Raw genomic sequence first — 17,822 nt, forward strand, 5'->3', positions numbered from 1 at the left:
ATGGCTAGATGGGCGATCGCACTTTCCCTCATAACTGACCGAGGGCATCTTTAAGTATCAATTTCAATTCCTTGGTAATTGGGAGCCAATCAATTTCACTGCACAACTTCGACGGACTTTCACCATTTTTGATCCGTTGCCAATAAACTTCCACTAGAAGCGTTTGTAAACCATATTTAGTCAATGCGTCCGATGCTAGTCCAATGATTCCTAATAATACAATTCCGCCCAGCATCCCACCAGGTCCTAGCATTGCTAAAGCGGCCGTTATGGCGGCGGCTCCGGTCAGTCCTGTAGTCGCCATTGCAATTAACAGAACCACTGCTGGTAAACCCACCCCTGCTAATTTTCTCACGATTTCATCCATTAGATGTAACTCCCAAATATTGTTGATTATTAATTGCTAAATCTATAGGCGATCGCTATAGTTAAAGTTACCCAATTTCTACCATTAATCAAAGACTTTCAGAATTAGATAACTTCGGCAATTACTAAAATAATCACCCTCAAAGTTAGGTTAAAGTACATTATCTCCCGCTTCTCCCATAGCTTCCGATTTAAGGGGTGCGCCGCCACAGGACTAGACCACAAAGGGGAAATCTGCCATTTTCCCTGGGATTAATACTCTCTGGGGGTTGCACAATCCTAATTCCACTGACAATGTGCCGAGACTAGCGCTATATTTTGGCGGTTGCGTCAATGAATTAGATAATCGCTGCTGAGTTAGTTAGCATGGAAATTTATACTCTGATTTAAGATTACATTTTTGACGACATTTTGCCATAAGTATTTTTACGGAAATTTCTGGGGTTGTTTGTGGGGTATGTTTCCGTAAATTTACTGAGAATAAACCCTGATTTTGATGGATTGGTAAAATGCTGAAATGGCTAAACCTGTGATGGTATAACTTTTTTTCCTAAAGTAAAGTGTTGCAGATTTAATAGAACTTTTTGATATCTACTTAATTCGACTGGGAATTGATAATGTCATGATATCTTGACAGTGTAGCTAGAGCTATGGTGGGGGTTGTGATGACAGACGGGGAAGGCTCGATCGCAATTGATGTCAGCCAAGGATCGGGTTTCAACACCTGAAATTGGTAGAATCAGGTATTCAATCTGGGATAATGCTGGTATAATTACTCAGCAGACGAAACAGAATTGACCTTTATAGATTTTGAGAGTAACGATCGCCACTACCTGGGACGGCGACTGGTGGGGTGGTGGTTGCTGATACTGATCACAAGCAGTAGGTGCTTACCCGCTGCGAGTGGTGGTTATTTTGTTGTTTTCACGGTTGAGGGAATCATGAGCAAAAATTGGTTTGAAGACTATCAGCAACAATGGCTGGATACCTGGAAAAATAGTTTCGACAGTATCAAGGATCTATCTAATACTTCCGAGGCTATGACCAAGGCGTTAGATTTTCAACAAGAAACTGTCAATGGGACTCTGAAAATACAGCAGGAAGCCCTAGAAACGATCGCCACTGTTCAAAAACAGTGGTGGGATAGTTATTTTGATTGGGCTAAACAAATACCTCTGGTTACGAATAAATAACCAGAAGTTCGGGGAGTTGGGGGGTTGGGTTTAACCTAGGTTGGCGATGGGTTCCCAATTCTGTACGTCTTTCAGTAAACTTTGGTAGCCTTGAACATTGGGATGTAAACCGTCGGAACTCAGTTGCGATCGCACCCAATCTTCCCCCCGGGACAGCCATAGGTCAAATATATCTAAATAAGGGATATCCCGGACTTCACAGCCTCGCCGTGTGGCTTCTTTGTAGGCGTATTGGTCGGCGTGGTTGTAATACATACAGCCTAAAAAGGGCATTTTGCTTTCGTCAACGGGAGGCATTCCTACGAAAATGACTGGACAGAGGCTTTGGGCCCTTTCCAGAAGGGTGGCGACATGGATGCGAAATGCGTCAAAATCTGTGAGCGATCGGCCGTTGGGTCTTCCTAAGCGAGGGGTGTCATTGAGTCCTACTGATAAAATAATTAGGTCTGGTAGGCGGTTTCTTAATTCTCCCCGTTGCCGAAATTCCTGCTCGAGACGCTGGGTAACTTGGGCGACGGTGTTACCACGAATCCCTAGGTTGTAAAGCGCATGACCGGGTTTTTCTGGAGACATCCACTCGCGTCGCAATTGTTCTACCCAACCTCCGCCGACTGGATCTCCGAATCCATAAATTAGACTGTCCCCCAAAGCGATAATTCTTAGGGGGGTATGTTTGGTATGGGTGGGCGCAAACTTGGTTGTTGCAACTGCTTGTATCATGGGATGCTGCTCTCCTAAGTTGGCTGTGGTCTTTACCTGGATGGTAGGTTTTTAGCCATCTACTGTAACACAGCTTAACATAATAAAACTTAATAAAAAAGTTCTTAGTGAACTGATGTGCCTAAAATCCCTCAGCAGCGGTATCTCAAACTACAATTTATGTCTGGGGATAGATATTGTTGGCGATCGCTTCTAAAGATTAACATTGGGTTAATATTTTGTTAACTAAGACCGGACCTAATGGTTGCAGAGGAGGATTTTTGAGAATACCTGCCGTAAATTGATGGGAAAAATGAGATTTTGTTACAAATCTATAGATTAGCTAAAAAGCATCAATTTTGAGCAAATTATCTTATAATTTGAGGTAGTGTTTCTCAGGCTTTAGGAAACGACGAGCCGGGAATAGCTATAGAGTCAATCAGAGTCAGATTTGATTGGCGAAAAGTAATTTACTGGTTTATGCAATATGGATACTAAGCTTTTTGAAGATTACCAAAAGCAAATGGTAGACTTGCAGAAAAAATGGTTTGACGCTTGGACGGAGGGTTTCCCGGGTTGGAAGCCTCCCTCTGATTTATCAGAAGGTTTTGAACAGACCCTGAAATTGCAAGAGGACATGGTTAAATCTTATCTGGAAACACAAAAGCAGACCACCCAAATGATGCTGGATGCTCAAAAACAACTCTGGACAGAGTATTTTAATACTATGCGTAAAAGCGCCGAGAGCGTGAAGTAAGGCATCAAAAAAGGGAAAGGGGGTAGGTGAATTTTTGGTCAACCCCCCCCTAATGAGTTGTTAATCAAAGTTACTCTCGCACTTTTAACCAATCGACAATGGTTGGGGGTAAATCTCGCTGTACTTTACCACTGACATACATACCGATATGACCTACGGGGAAGGATTTGGCGGTGTAGTCTTCACTGCTGATGTATTCCTCTAGTGCGAGGGAAGAGGAAGGGGGGACTAGGTGATCTTTTTCGGCGTAGAGGTTGAGAACTGGCATGGTAATATTACTTAAATCTACCCGAGAATCACCAATCATTACTTCGCCTTTGATTAGTTTGTTTTCCTGATAAAAATCTTTCAGGAATTGGCGATAGGTTTCTCCGGCTTGGTCGGGACTATCAAAAATCCATTTTTCCATGCGGAGGAAGTTTAGGAGTTTGTCGCGACTTCCCATGATTTCGGGTAAATCGAGATATTTTTGATATCCTAATTGTAGGGGTTTTAACATCAAAAACTCGATGTTTAAATAGTCGCCGGGAATGTTACCTAAAGCCTCAACCATGAGGTCAATATCTACGGCTTCGGGTCCTAATGTGCAGCCTCCCCGCGCATTTAAGAGGGTATTTGGCATATCAAAGTTGACTGGCGCAACCATGGTGATTAGGTTTTGCACTTTTTCGGGATATAGGGAACTGTAGCAGAGGCTAAAGGTTCCTCCCTGACAAACTCCTAGGAGGTTGATTTTATCGAGTTCATAGTGATCGCGAAGAAAATCAACACAGTTATTAATATAACCGTTGATATAATCATCTAAGGTTAACCAGCGATCGCTACGGGTAGGATATCCCCAATCAATCAAATAGACATCTAATCCCAAACTGAGTAAATTAGCAACTAAGGAACGACCCTCTTGCAAATCTACCATAAAGGGACGATTGACTAAAGCATAGACAATTAGCAGAGGTACAGAAAGGGTTTTTTTGACTTTGGGTTCAAACCGATAAAGGGTGACTTTATCTTCCTGGTAAACTGCTTCTTTGGGTGTGACCCCAACGATAATTTCTTCCTCCCGTAAACTACTAAGGTTGTCCATACCATGAACAATTTTTTCGGTGAGGTCTGCATATTCCTCGGTTAAGTCTTCTAAACCCATTTGTAAGGCGAAAGGTAACATGGCTTGATGTCCTCCTAGCAAAGACATATTGAATTGGATCACGAATTGAATTAGGCTGTTGAGACAAATATTAGGTGTGGCTTTCTCTCAACTTACTTCTGGAATTGACTCTGGTTTGGGTGAAGATGCTGTAATGGTGGATATCTGTTTTTTGAGAGATTTAACCTCTTTGCGGAGTTGGTAAATGGTTTTGTGCATTTCGTCAATTTCGCTGCGGAGGGGGAGATTAAGCGATCGCATAGAAATCTCCATCAACTTTTGTTGTTCTAGTCGATAGGCGTTGAGGGAGTTAATAAACCTTCCCCGAATTTTGAGTTTATCTTCAGAACAGAAAGTTTCCTCAAATACGTCATCTATAGCCACACTCCATAACTGCTGAAACTGCCGCCAAGTTTCGACTTTTTCGCCTTTGCTAACTCCCTCCGCTAATTTTTCGATTAACTTTTCAAAAGCGCGGACTTGGATATCTGCTAACACTACCTGATAATCATTACTAGCGCGATAAAAATTTGTCCAAGCCTGAAAATGACTCATTAAGGTACTATTCAACTCGCGAGTAATACCAAACATGGGACTTTGTAGCAGGTTTCCTAGGCTGGGTTGATACAGTTGTTCCCAGTAGAGGTTATTTAACTCGATGAATGCTTCACTTTTACCCATCATGGCTTCAACCATGGGAACCATAGCCGCGCCGCTGTAGTTCATCCACATTTGGTTAAACTTCTGCATTTGTTCCATGTAGAGTTTCCCCATAGTGCTACCGCTTCCGGTCATCTTAGTGGGAACACTCATATATTGTTCCATTTGCTGGCGAATTTGCTGGGAGTAGTTTTCTAGGGTTTGTTCCCAATTCGTACCAGCTTCAACTTTGGGTAATATATCTTTCCAGGCTTCAAAGGAAAATTGTAGAAAACGCATCAATGAGGCCTGATTTTTTGCCATTTGTTCGGTTATTCCCCCAGAGTGGGACTGGCTATTTTTATCGGTTTCAGATACTCCTGACCCACTCATCAGATCAAACCAGTTTTTCCAGATGTCATTTCCGCTCTGAGTCCAGGTGTTAACCCATTGATTGGCCATTTCGTTCCACGGATTTGTTTCGTTTTCCATTGTCTATACCTCTTCGTGTGAAGCTGTAATTTGGTCTTCTCCTGTTCTGGCGTTCCCTCAAACATGAAACTGAGAACAAAAAAGCTACCCAGATTTTAGCTTCTTCTTTGGTAATTGTAAATCTAACTTGGCTTTTTATCCACAACAAAACTGATTAATTTTATCGGTCATTGGTTTGGGGAAATGTTAAAATTTTATAAAGGTTTTGTCAGGGGGTTGAGTCCTTGGGAGAAATTCTATAAAATAATAAGGTACAGCCTAAAAAAATTCACCTATAAAATTGGGAGGTTTACCCGTTTAGCATCAACTACATAGCGCGATACAAAGGATTCAAAAAATACTGGCGTTGGCGTTGAAACAACCGCAAACGTTAGCTTTGGTCTGTATTTTGGTGAAGTGATAATCATGAGAAAAGAGAGTTGATGTGACCGAAACCAATTAAAACTGGAGGTTGACTAAAGCATTATTCACCCATTACTAGGAAGCCCAAAAATGAGTAAGCGGAACAAAGGTAAAATTGCGATCGCCTGTCAAGGAGGAGGAAGCCATGCGGCATTTACGGCGGGAGTTTTAAAGAGATTTCTGCAAGGTGATGTGTGCGATCGCTATGAAATTGTAAGTTTAAGCGGCACATCTGGCGGCGGTTTATGCAGTCTACTAGCTTGGTATGGTTTAGTTAAAAATCAAGGGGAAACTGCTGGGGAAGTCTCTCAAAAATTAATTGATTTTTGGGAAGACAACTCAGCCAACCATCTTTGGGAACAATACCTAAATTATTTAACGGTTCAATCCTGTAGATTTTACGAGAAAGGGATTATTCCCAGCTATGTTTCTAATCCATACACCTGGGGAGGAGTTCAGGAATTTTGGCAATCTGTAACGCCTAGGCGAGAATATTTAGACCTGAAAAAACTGCTGGAAAAACACATTAAATTTTCGGAACTTCCTAGGCTGATTAAGGGTAGCAGTCCTCGATTATTTTTAGGTGCGGTTAATGTGATATCTGGGGAATCAAAAATATTTGACTCTCGCCAAAATGAAATGGAAATTGATGCCATTCTCGCGTCGGCGGCTATTCCCACCCTATTCAAAGCTGTGGAAATTGGCGATGCTGCTTATTGGGATGGTTTATTTGCCGAAAATCCGCCAATTTTATCCCTAGTGGATGAACAAATTATTCCCCCAGAACAATGGCCGGATGAATTATGGGTTATACAGGTGAACCCTCGCGCCTGTGACGGTATACCTAGGACTACGCCAGAGATTTTAGATCGGAGAAATCAACTATCAGGTAATCTTTCTCTGTATCAAAGTTTAGAGTTTATCGAAAAAACTAATCGCTGGTTACAAAAGGGGTTTTTAAATGGAGAGATGGCGGGAATTAGTCCGGTAAAAATTCGCCAGTTAGAAATTAAGCGATCGCATTTAGAAGGATTAGACTATGCCTCTAAATTTGACCGCCATCCTAGTTTGATTAACCACCTGATATCGGTAGGCTTTGAACAAGCTGATGCTTTCGTGGAACCCCTGTTAAACGCTAGGGATTTAGAGGATAAACTTACCCCAGAAAGTCAGGTTAATATAACTTCTGATATTGCCAAATATGACCCAGGGGTTTTATGGCAAATTGGCACATCTTCCAAACGGCTAAAGGTTTCTTCCCTGGGTGTGTGGACTCCCGAATATAACTATGATATCGGTAGTGATGCTGACCCGATTCAATCTCCGAGTTTACCGACAATTATAACTGCTCCTGATGCTGAAAAACCACCGGGAGTGGCATCAACAGATCGCCTGAATATTCACTTCCAACTCTCTAGGAATTATCAAGAAGGGGAACTAACTTTATTTTACCATCGCGATGGTTCAGGAGAGGATTGGTTATTCCTAGACGGTATCCTATTAATCCGCATTTGGGGTGCGGGAGAAAATCAGAAACGTCAAACTGAACTACGACTAGGAAGCCTTAGTCAAGGTGAACATACGATAACTTTAACGACTGCTAAAGGTAAGGGTAAGCATCGTATTTATGAGTTAAAATTGGTGGCGGGTGTCTCGGTATCAGAAACGGTCTGGGAAACTCCGGTATCTGGGGTTAAGAAAACTTCCCAGAAGACTGGAAACACTCAGGCTTTGGTGGCGGAACTTCCCGACAGTTTAGATGGTTTAAATTTTGCTGTCACTACTTCCGAGGATAGGTCGAAATTATGCCTAGAAGTGACCAATAGTTATCTGAATGCAGATGTTCTGGATTTCCGGGTAGTTGAAGCCGAGGTAATTAGTTCAGAAGGTGAAAGGCTCCAAGTTCTGGAAGAGGGAGAATTTCTCTCTTTGGGAAACTTACCCGTTAAGGATAGTGAACCGTCTAAGCTGACGGCAGAAATTCCCCTAGATTCTGGATATGAACCGGCTAAAATAGAGGGGGTTAAACTAGAATACTCGGGTCGAGTTTTGGTGAGTGGTCGAGGTCGCGATCGCTTAAAATTTGCGGTTAATAATGGTGGAGATAATCAACCGTAAAATCCTGGCAAAAAATAGCGGTAATAGGATGACAATATGAGTCAGAAAAATACAATCAATAAAGTGGACTTGGTAGTAATTATCGATACCAGTTCATCACTGCGCGATGATGCTGCTACTATCAGTAATGTGGCGGAACAGGTGATAGAAAATGTCACGGAAAGCTACCCCTGTGATTTGGAGATTACCTGGTTAGGAATAGAGGGAATTTGGCACGGAACCCCCTTTAGTCGTACCCTGCGTAATTATTTGATTAATTCTGGGGTAAATGAGTCGGAATTGACTGGGTTAAAGGTTAGCCGTAGCAATGGAAGGAATGACCCAGCGAGGGGGGATGGTGCGGGAGCGATCGCCGATGCATGTAATCACTTTGACTGGCGTTTAGGCGCAAATAGGGCGATTTTTTATCTGGGAGAATTGGGTATTTCATCGGATAATGAATCACTAGATTTAGACCAGTGGGAAAAAGCGATCGCTGCGGCTAAGTCAGCATTAGTCAGAGTTCACAGTTATCGGAAATCTGCGGGAGATAATGTAGCCATCAGCGAACAAACGGGGGGATTATCATTTATTCATCCCCTAGATGATCAGGGTTGGTCGTCGGCTTTATTATCGGTGGTGGCGGCGAGTTTTACGCCAGAATCTTACCTGGGAATAGATAAATATTCTCCCTCTTTTGAGTTGATTTGTCCTCAGCCTAGCCTAGGTGAAAATCAGGTGGAAACTGTGGCGATCGCTGTTACCAATAAGTACAGTAACATCACCTTTCGGGATGTGACCGTGTTTCTGTCCGCCGTCACCATTGATGAACGGACTCCTGTACCTAATTTACCTGACGAAATTCCCCCGATTCTCTTACAGCCAAATACCCCAATTTATTTTGGCGATATCGACCCCTATAACCCAGATATTGAACCTGTCCCTACAGCTACAATCCGCCCCATTCAAATTGAGACCAGGGGCTCTATTAGTGGGGAGTTTTGGCTAAATATTGACTACAGTTATTCCGCTGAATTTTCAGTCAAAAAACAGGAAACGGTTTTAGTGTAAAATCAACCCAATTCTTGTCAAAAATCAGAAGAGAAGAATATGGCGATCGCTTGTCAAGGTGGCGGTAGTCATAGAGATTTGTTGGGGCGAAAAATGTGCCGCCCCGACAGGTGTTCCACAGCCAGCATAGATGAATGACTAAGGGCGGGTGGGGGAGGGGTTTAAACTCCCCCCTACCGCCTCCTAACAACTGTTTTGTAGTTGATATGTAGCTTATTTGGTGAGACTAATCGCCATTTGATTTTCAGGAAGAGGAGTATATTCCGACACCAGGCGGCGGAACTCATCCCCCTCAATGGTTTCCTTTTCCAGGAGAAGTCCTACCAACCGATCTAGCAAAACTCGGTGATCACGGATAAGGCGGCGAGCTTGCTCATAACAGCGAAAAGCGATCGCTCTAATTTGATGATCAATCTTAGTCGCCACTTCCTCAGAATACTCCGATTGACTAGGAAAGCCGCGCCCCAAGAATACCTGTTCTCCGGGACTTTCCAAAGCCACCAATCCCAAATCCGACATCCCGTAACGAGTCACCATTTCCCGCGCCAAATTACTGACCACCTGGATATCATTACTAGCGCCAATAGTCACCTCTGCTTCACCAAAAACCTCCTGTTCAGCAGCCCTTCCCCCCAAAGCAATAGTAATTTGATCAATCAACCAAGCGCGGGTATACAGACCACTATCAACCATATCCTCATTAAACATCTGTTGAGCGAAACCGCCAATTCCTCCAGAGCGGGGAATAATTGTCACCTTATTAAGAGGATCAGAATTTTTCAACAGAGTCATCAGCAAAGCGTGTCCCACCTCATGATAAGCAATCAGTCGCTTTTTCTTGCTGTCGAGAAGGGGAGTTAAAGCCAAACCAATAGTTATCCGGTCAATAGCATCATCAATTTCTAACAGAGTAATCGCTTCCTTGCGTCGTCTGGCCGTTAAAATCGCCGCTTCATTAAGCAAATTAGCCAGATCCGCCCCTGCTAATCCCGGTGTTCTGCGGGCGATCGCCTCTAGGGAAACATCATCAGCCAGCTTTTTATTGCGCGCATGAACCTGTAAAATCCCTAAACGGCCATTGTAACCAGGTAAATCAACAATCACCTGTCGGTCAAACCGTCCCGGACGCAATAGGGCTGCATCCAACACATCAGGGCGATTAGTGGCTGCAATCACAATAATACCCGGATTACCCTCAAATCCATCCATTTCCGTCAGTAATTGGTTAAGGGTCTGTTCCCGTTCATCATTACCGCCGCCAATTCCCGCCCCCCGTTGGCGACCCACAGCATCAATTTCATCAATAAAAATCAGACAGGGGGAATTATCCTTAGCCTTCTTAAAAAGATCCCGCACCCGGGATGCGCCTACCCCCACAAACATCTCGACAAATTCCGACCCAGAAATGCTAAAAAACGGAACTCCCGCCTCCCCCGCTACAGCCTTAGCTAACAGGGTCTTTCCCGTTCCAGGGGGTCCCACCAATAGCACTCCCCTAGGAATTTTCGCACCAATGGCGGTAAACTTTTCCGGGGATTTTAGGAATGTGACCACCTCTTGCAATTCTTCCTTAGCTTCTTCAATACCAGCCACATCATCAAACAGAATCCCGGTTTTCGCTTCCATTTGGAACCTAGCCTTAGATTTACCAAAATTCATAGCATTTCCCGAAGACTGGGAAGACCGCCGCAGAATCATCAGCAGAAAAGCTAAGACCGCCACAATCACCAAAACATTGACCACTAAACCCATAGCCGCGCTATTGTCGGCTGAAGGTCTCACCTCATAGTCTACCGGGTTTTCCCGCAGCGCCGCCATCAGTTCCGGGTTATGGTCAAATAGTGCCACAAACCTAATCTGTTGTCCGTTGGCTTCGTCTGTGAATGTGACTCTAGCAACTTGTCGTGATGGGTATTCTTGAATTCTGATGACCTGTCCCGCTTCGATTTTCTGCAACAAGTCTGTATAACTCATCGACCCAGAATCACGATTAGCCAAAGCTGGAGTCCCCAAAAGGATACTTTGGGAAATCACCCAACCCCCCAAAATCCGCCACAAATGCTTTTTGGACATGGCTGATGATTTAACTGGTTGTCCCAATCTGCTGATCCAGGAACTTTTCATATTCACATTTACCTTTGCTGTTGCCGTATCTTTTAATCTAACCATTACTGTATAGTTTAGCTTGAGATTATGTTAGCCGCCCCCACCTCAGCCATTATTAGGGGAAAGTCATCGGGTTGGACGTTCTTCTCTCCCCGGTGCTGACACCAGCCTAGAACTTGGCGCTTTGTCTGGTATTCTTATCGGTTTCGGAAAACCATCCTATAATTGAAATATATTTTTTGGGACTCAGACAGGAGAAATTTAGATGATTAATGGCGTAATCATGCAATACTTCCATTGGTACATCGATCCCGATTTGATTTTATGGAATCAACTTAAAGAAAACGCCCAAGAATTAGCCGATGCTGGTATTACCGCCCTCTGGCTTCCCCCAGCTTATAAAGGGAAGAAAGGTAAATATGATGTGGGCTATGGTGTTTATGATTTGTATGATCTAGGGGAGTTTGATCAACAGGGAACTGTCAGAACCAAATATGGCGATCGCCAACAGTATTTAGATGCCATTCATGCTGCCCAAAATGCTGGCATTCAAGTTTACGCTGATATTGTAGTTAATCATAGAATGGGAGGCGATGAAACTGAGGTGGTTAAAGCTACTCCTTTTGCTATGAATAATCGGATTCATCCAATTGGGGAAATGCGAGATATTAAAGCCTATACTCATTTTACTTTCCCTGGTCGTCAAGGCAAACATTCTGATTTTCAATGGCATTGGTGGCATTTTGATGCGGTTGATTATGATGACTTTACTAAAGATTCCTCAACCATTTATCTGTTTGAAGGTAAGGTTTTTGATGATTATGTGTCCTTGGAAAAGGGGAATTTTAACTATTTAATGGGTTGTGATCTCGATTTCCAAAATCGAGAAGTTAGAGACGAAATCACTAACTGGGCTAAATGGTATCTGGATACCACAGGAGTTAATGGTTTCCGCCTTGATGCGATTAAACATATTTCGGCTTGGTTTTTCCCACAATGGATAGAAACCCTAGAAAATCACGTCGGTAAAGACTTGTTTATGGTAGGTAAATATTGGTACAATGACCTTGATACTCTTCATTGGTATGTAGATACAGTTGGCGGTCGAATGTCTGTGTTTGATGTTCCCCTACACTATAAGTTTTATTATGCCAGTAAGTCGGGGGGTAACTTCGACATGAGAACTATTCTCGATCGCACTTTTATGCAGGAACGCCCCATTAATGCGGTCACCTTTGTAGAAAATCATGATTCTCAACCTTTACAATCCTTAGAAGCACCCGTTGAACCTTGGTTTAAACCGTTGGCTTATGCGATTATTCTGCTGCGACGAGAAGGTTATCCCTGTATTTTCTATGCTGACTATTATGGCGCAGAATACGAAGATTATGGCAGAGATGGTAACAGTTATAAAATTGTTTTACCCTCCCACCGTTGGATAATTGATAAGTTATTATATGCGCGACATAATTACTCCTACGGGGAACAATACGATTACTTCGACAACTACAATGTCATCGGTTGGACTCGTTTAGGTGATGAAGAACACCCCCAAGGTATAGCTGTGATTATGAGTGATAACATTCCTGGTCAAAAATGGATGGAAGTTGGTAAACCTAATGCTAAATTTATTGACCTGACAGAACACATCAAAGAACCTGTTTATACCAATGAATGGGGATGGGGTCACTTTTCCTGTGACGGGGGTTCTGTATCTGTTTGGGTACAGGAATAGGAATAACTGATTTCTGATGACTTAAATTAACTCGGAACCCGCCAGGATATTTGGTAGCCCCCAATATAGTCCTGGCAGATGCTATAATGTTAGTTAAAAGGTTTCCCACTCCATTGCTGCTACTGCTACAGGTGCTGGGGGGGAAGCTGGAACTGGTGAGGCTTGAACCGGATAATTTGTGAATTCCTGTTCCTTTTCTTGTAGTTGCGATCGCAATTGTTCCAACTCCTCTTGAGTCTGTTTGTATTTACTATGGGAGGACTCTAATACCTGCATGGTTTCCTGAAGTTGAGCGTGACACTTCTCTAAAAGTCCCTCCGTCTCCTCTTTTTGCGATCGCAATTGTTCCAATTCCTCTTGAGTCTGTTTGTATTTACTATGGGAGGACTCTAATACCTCCATAGTTTCCTGAAGTTGAGCGTGACACTTCTGCAAAAGTCCCTCCGTCTCCTCTTTTTGCGATCGCAATTGTTCCAATTCCCCTTGAGTCTGTTTGTGTTGACTGTGGGAGGACTCTAATACCTCCATAGTTTCCTGAAGTTGAGCGTGACACTTCTGCAAAAGTCCCTCCGTCTCCTCTTTTTGCGATCGCAGTGTTTGCAGATTTTGTCGCGCCTCGTGTAACTGAGCCTTAGTCTTATCAACTTCCTCAGCCGCTTCTTTTTGCATAAACTGAGCCTGTTTCAACTCCTCAGTCTTATTATTCAGCTTGTCTTTAGTTTCCTGTAACTCCTGTTGGACAGACCCCAGTTGTGCTTTTGACCCTTGCGCCTGTTGAACCTGAATATGAGCCTTTTCTAGTTCCTCCAATACCTCATCAAACTTCAACTGACCCTGCTGTAACTCCTGCTGAATGCTCGTAAATTTCTCTTTAGTTTCCTGTAACTCCTGTTGAACAGACTCCAGTTGTGCTTTTTCCTGTTGCGCCTGTTGAGCCTGAATATGAGCCTGTTCCAGTTCCCCCAATACCTCATCAAACTGACACTGAAGCAGGTCTAACTGTTCAGTGGCGCTGGTTAGCTGACCTTGAATAGTCTGTAACTCTTTTTGTAGCGACTCCAGTTCCGCTTTATCTGCTTCCTGCTGCTGAATTTGAGCCTTAGCCTTTTCTAGCTCCTCAGTAGTGCTAGTTAGCTTGGCTTGAGTTTCCTGTAACTGCTGTTTGACCGACTCCAGTTGTGCTTTTGACCCTTGCGCCTCCTGAATTTGAGTCTTAGCCTGTTCCAATTCCCCCAAAACCTGATTTAACTGAGAATTGAGCTCCCGTTCCAATTCTTGCTTGCTCTCCGTATCCGAGGCTGTTTCCTGCTGAATTTGATGTAACTTAAAATGAGTTTCCTCAAATTCCCCCAATACCTCATCAAACTGACAGTTGACCTTTTCTAACTCCTCAGTAGTGCTAGTTAGCTTGGCTTGAGTTTCCTGTAACTGCTGTTTGACCGACTCCAGTTGTGCTTTTGACCCTTGTGCCTCCTGAATTTGAGTCTTAGCCTTTTCTAACTCCTCAGTAGTGCTAGTTAGCTTGGCTTGAGCTTCCTGTAACTGCTGTTTGACCGACTCCAGTTCCGCCTTGTCCGTTTCCCCCTGCTGAATTTGAGCCTGAACCTGGTCTAACTGGGTGCGAGTCGTGTTCAAACTATCTTGAGTAGTCTGTAGCTCTTGTTGTAGGGACTCCAGTTGTGCTTTTTCCGCTTCCTGCTGGTGAATTTGAGTCTTAGCCTGCTCCAATTCCGCCAAAACCTGATTTAACTGAGACCGGAGCGCTTCTAATTCCTGTTGACAGTTAGTATCAGAGGCTGTTTCCTGCTGTGGAATTTGGGTCTGAGCCTGTTGGAGTTCCCCGGATACCTGTTCAAACTGAGACTGGACTCGTTCTAATTCCTCCCAAACATCACGCAATTCGGATTTAGTTTGCTCGAGTTCTTGTTGTAACTGTTCCTGAGTGGGTTTCGCCATAATGATTATCTAATCGCACAAATAAGTAATGTCGCTAACTGTATCTATTCTAACGGCCGATGTTCTGAGCGAGATCTGGCAAAAAGTTGACCAGGGAGGGAAAGACGACTATCAACCCTAAAACGATAAGCTGTAGGGTGATGAATGGAATCACACCGTGATAAATGTCTTCGGTGCTGATAGACGCAGGAGCCACACCTCGTAGGTAAAATAGAGCAAAGCCAAAGGGAGGGGTGAGGAAGGATGTTTGTAAATTAGCGCCTAATACTACCCCAAACCAGACTAAATCCATATTATAGCTTTGAGCAATGGGCAGTAAAAGGGGAACTACAATAAAGACTATCTCGAAAAAATCGATAAAAAATCCCAACAGAAATACGATTAACATTGAGATGATCAAAAAGCCGATTTGACCGCCAGGAAGATTGAGAAACATATCTTTAACTATGTTATCTCCCCCTAGTCCCCGAAACACTAAACTAAAAGCTCGTGAACCTATCAGGATAAATATTACCATACTGGTGGTTCGTAGGGTGGCATCACAGGCGCGATATAGGTTATCCTTGGTCAGTTGACGGTTAAAAGCGGCTAGGATAATTGATCCTACACATCCCACGGCTCCGGCTTCTGTGGGTGTGGCTATGCCAAAAAATATACTTCCCAAGATTAACAAAATCAGTAATATGGGCGGAATTAATACTTTGATGACTCGCTGTTTGAGACCGGGTGCTGTGAGGACTTCTGTGGGTAAGGCGGGGGCGATATCAGGGCGTAACCAGGAGGCGATCGCCACATGAATAATAAAGGCGGTAGTCATTAATAGTCCGGGAATTACTGAGGCAATAAATAGGTTGCCGACGGAAACTCCTAGTTGATCTCCTAAGACTACTAAAACTACACTGGGCGGGATAATTTGCCCTAGGGTTCCTGATGCTACAATTACTCCGGTGGCGAGTCTTTTATTATAGCTGTAGCGTAGCATGGTGGGCAGGGAAATTAAACCCATAGCTATGACGGTGGCGGCGACTACTCCCGTGGTGGCGGCTAGGAGTCCTCCTACTATGATAACGGCGATCGCTAATCCTCCCCGCATTCTTCCGAATAATATTCCCATGGTTTCTAACAGGTTTTCGGCTATGCCAGTTTTTTCTAGCATTGAACCTAGGAAAATAAAATAGGGAATTGCCAGCAGTGTAAAATTGTTCATAATCCCAAATATCTGCTGTGGCATGGCTGACCATAAAATGGGATCAAATACTCCGAAAATTATGCCAATTAGGGTGAAAATTAGGGCGACACCACCCAAGGAAAAAGCCACTGGATAGCCTAATGCTAACACTATTAAAGCCACGATAAACATGGCAATACTCAACCATTCAAAATTCATGCGATCGCTGTTTAGCTTAAAATTTCCACAACCAGAAACAAAATTTTTCTATGATATCATATTCAGGTCACATATAGTTATTAACCTCCATAACTGATGATTAGCCCCCAATGCTCACTTTTGACCGGAAAACTGTATTAATAGCTACATTTTTTGGGGTTGACTTAGCCTAGGATACACCACTAGCCTTAAAGTTAACTAAAAGTTAAGACCATTTCTCTCTCACCAAGTTAGCTAAGGGTAAATGCTTAATTAAGTCTATGGGCTTGAGTAGATTTATCCATGGTAAAACTAACCTTGGTGGTATGTAATTGGTCTTAAATTTACTCAAGTAGCATCAACTCTCGGAAATTGGCTAGTAATTAAAAAGAAATTGTCAAACTTGTGATAATTTCCTGCTTCGATTAGTTCCCGTTACAACTGGTAAAATTGATATGATAAACAGAAGATTAGGGCGACGCAAGTTTTTATTGTATGGGTCGGCTACCTTGGGTGCTAGTGTACTATTAAAAGCCTGTGGTTCCCCCTCGGAAGATGCCACAACTGGGACTCCTGGAAGTGGCAGCGGCGATACGATTAAGGTCGGCATTCTCCACTCTTTAAGTGGAACTATGGCAATTAGTGAAACCACGGTTGTGGAAGCCGAACAAATGGCGATCGCTGAAATAAATGCAGCCGGAGGAGTGTTAGGAAAACAGATTGAAGCAGTAGTTGAAGATGGCGCTTCTGACTGGCCGACCTTTGCCGAAAAGGCCGAAAAACTCATTGACCAAGACCAAGTGGTTACCGTTTTTGGTTGCTGGACTTCTGCCAGTCGGAAAGCAGTTAAAGATGTGTTTGAATCCCGAAACCATATGTTATGGTATCCCGTGCAATACGAAGGGCAGGAATGTTCTCGGAATATTTTTTACACTGGGGCTGCACCCAATCAACAAATCGAACCAGCCGTCGATTGGCTATTAGAAAATAAAGGTCGAGAGTTCTTTTTGGTCGGGTCTGACTATGTGTTCCCCCGCACAGCAAACACCATCATTAAAGAACAGCTTAGGGCTAAAGGTGGCACTACCGTAGACGAAGATTATCTACCTTTAGGAAATACAGAAGTTACCGGAATTATTACCAAGATTAGGCAGGCATTGCCCAACGGAGGCGTGATTTTTAATAGCCTAAATGGTGATAGTAATGTCGCTTTCTTTAAACAGCTACAGGGTTCAGGATTAACACCGGATTTATACCCGGTCATGTCCGTGAGTATCGCTGAAGAGGAAGTGCAACAAATCGGCCGAGAGTTCCTAATTGGACATTATGCCTCTTGGAACTATTTTCAAACTGTAGAGACCCCAGAAAATCAGACTTGGGTGGAGGCATTTAAGGCTAAACATGGTCAAGACCGGGTTACTAATGACCCCATGGAGGCTGCTTATACTATGGTTTATCTGTGGAAACAAGCAGTTGAACAAGCGGGGACAGCGGACGATTTAGAAGCCGTTAGGGCGGCGGCAATAGGTCAGCAATTACAAGCCCCCCATGGGTTAGTAACTATTAATCCTAATCATCACTTATCTAAGACTGTGAGAATTGGTCAAGTCCGTGATGATGGTTTATTTGATATTATCTGGTCTTCTGATGGTCCGGTTGAACCATTAGCCTGGAATCAGTATGTTCCTAGCACCAGGGGTTATGCCTGCGATTGGACTGACCCCGCCCGTGGTGAAAGATTCCGAATGGAAGGGGTTTAAACCTTCCCAAATTAGGGGCAACTCGGAAGGGTTGCCCTT

13 protein-coding genes are annotated in these 17,822 nt (G+C 43.5%); 6 read left to right on the forward strand and 7 right to left on the reverse strand.

Going from position 1 to position 17,822, the window contains the following annotated elements:
* Positions 1 to 28: 28 nt before the first annotated feature.
* The gene (locus tag N39L_RS30995; RefSeq protein ID WP_006617460.1) at positions 29 to 367 is read right to left on the reverse strand and encodes a hypothetical protein; all 339 of its coding nucleotides are present in this window, start codon (positions 365 to 367) and stop codon (positions 29 to 31) included.
* A 940-nt stretch (positions 368 to 1,307) separates the two neighbouring features.
* Between N39L_RS30995 and N39L_RS31000 the strand changes: the two genes are divergently transcribed.
* On the forward strand, positions 1,308 to 1,559 hold the full coding sequence (locus N39L_RS31000; RefSeq protein WP_006617459.1) for a hypothetical protein: 252 nt from the start codon (positions 1,308 to 1,310) through the stop codon (positions 1,557 to 1,559).
* Between the two features lie 30 nt (positions 1,560 to 1,589).
* Here the strand turns inward: N39L_RS31000 and N39L_RS31005 are convergent, their stop codons facing one another.
* Complete coding sequence (locus N39L_RS31005) at positions 1,590 to 2,279, reverse strand: GDSL-type esterase/lipase family protein (protein ID WP_006617458.1); 690 nt, start codon at positions 2,277 to 2,279, stop codon at positions 1,590 to 1,592.
* A 466-nt stretch (positions 2,280 to 2,745) separates the two neighbouring features.
* Between N39L_RS31005 and N39L_RS31010 the strand changes: the two genes are divergently transcribed.
* Positions 2,746 to 3,015 (forward strand): hypothetical protein, encoded by a 270-nt coding sequence (locus N39L_RS31010; RefSeq protein WP_006617457.1) that lies wholly within the window; start codon positions 2,746 to 2,748, stop codon positions 3,013 to 3,015.
* Positions 3,016 to 3,085: 70 nt separating this feature from the next.
* Here N39L_RS31010 and N39L_RS31015 read toward each other — a convergent pair whose 3' ends face one another.
* Both N39L_RS31015 and phaE read right to left on the reverse strand, forming a co-directional pair.
* Entirely contained in the window at positions 3,086 to 4,207 is a 1,122-nt protein-coding gene (locus N39L_RS31015; RefSeq protein ID WP_231852041.1) for a class III poly(R)-hydroxyalkanoic acid synthase subunit PhaC, read from the reverse strand.
* 60 nt (positions 4,208 to 4,267) lie between these two features.
* Positions 4,268 to 5,290 carry a class III poly(R)-hydroxyalkanoic acid synthase subunit PhaE gene (phaE, locus tag N39L_RS31020; RefSeq protein WP_006617455.1) on the reverse strand — a complete coding sequence of 341 codons (1,023 nt, stop codon included), beginning with the start codon at positions 5,288 to 5,290 and terminating at the stop codon, positions 4,268 to 4,270.
* 492 nt (positions 5,291 to 5,782) lie between these two features.
* Here phaE and N39L_RS31025 point away from each other — a divergent pair, with 492 nt between their 5' ends.
* Positions 5,783 to 7,810 (forward strand): patatin-like phospholipase family protein, encoded by a 2,028-nt coding sequence (locus tag N39L_RS31025; RefSeq protein WP_014277334.1) that lies wholly within the window; start codon positions 5,783 to 5,785, stop codon positions 7,808 to 7,810.
* A gap of 36 nt (positions 7,811 to 7,846) precedes the next feature.
* Positions 7,847 to 8,860, forward strand: coding sequence for a hypothetical protein (locus N39L_RS31030; RefSeq protein WP_006617453.1), 1,014 nt, complete (start codon positions 7,847 to 7,849; stop codon positions 8,858 to 8,860).
* A 213-nt stretch (positions 8,861 to 9,073) separates the two neighbouring features.
* On the opposite strand, the gene ftsH is transcribed toward N39L_RS31030, so the two are convergent.
* Positions 9,074 to 10,984 carry an ATP-dependent zinc metalloprotease FtsH gene (gene ftsH, locus N39L_RS31035; protein WP_050856807.1) on the reverse strand — a complete coding sequence of 637 codons (1,911 nt, stop codon included), beginning with the start codon at positions 10,982 to 10,984 and terminating at the stop codon, positions 9,074 to 9,076.
* Between the two features lie 247 nt (positions 10,985 to 11,231).
* Here ftsH and N39L_RS31040 point away from each other — a divergent pair, with 247 nt between their 5' ends.
* Positions 11,232 to 12,701, forward strand: a complete 1,470-nt coding sequence (locus tag N39L_RS31040) for an alpha-amylase (protein WP_006616192.1) — start codon at positions 11,232 to 11,234, stop codon at positions 12,699 to 12,701.
* A gap of 93 nt (positions 12,702 to 12,794) precedes the next feature.
* Here N39L_RS31040 and N39L_RS31045 read toward each other — a convergent pair whose 3' ends face one another.
* Together N39L_RS31045 and N39L_RS31050 are read right to left on the reverse strand one after the other, a co-directional pair.
* Positions 12,795 to 14,657 carry a coiled-coil domain-containing protein gene (locus N39L_RS31045; RefSeq protein ID WP_014277337.1) on the reverse strand — a complete coding sequence of 621 codons (1,863 nt, stop codon included), beginning with the start codon at positions 14,655 to 14,657 and terminating at the stop codon, positions 12,795 to 12,797.
* 49 nt (positions 14,658 to 14,706) lie between these two features.
* Positions 14,707 to 16,044 (reverse strand): TRAP transporter large permease, encoded by a 1,338-nt coding sequence (locus tag N39L_RS31050; protein WP_006618028.1) that lies wholly within the window; start codon positions 16,042 to 16,044, stop codon positions 14,707 to 14,709.
* A gap of 434 nt (positions 16,045 to 16,478) precedes the next feature.
* Here N39L_RS31050 and urtA point away from each other — a divergent pair, with 434 nt between their 5' ends.
* On the forward strand, positions 16,479 to 17,783 hold the full coding sequence (urtA, locus tag N39L_RS31055; protein ID WP_006618029.1) for an urea ABC transporter substrate-binding protein: 1,305 nt from the start codon (positions 16,479 to 16,481) through the stop codon (positions 17,781 to 17,783).
* The last annotated feature ends 39 nt before the right edge of the window (positions 17,784 to 17,822 follow it).

This window comes from Limnospira platensis NIES-39, from assembly GCF_026000695.1.
Taxonomy (GTDB): Bacteria; Cyanobacteriota; Cyanobacteriia; order Cyanobacteriales; family Microcoleaceae; genus Limnospira; species Limnospira platensis.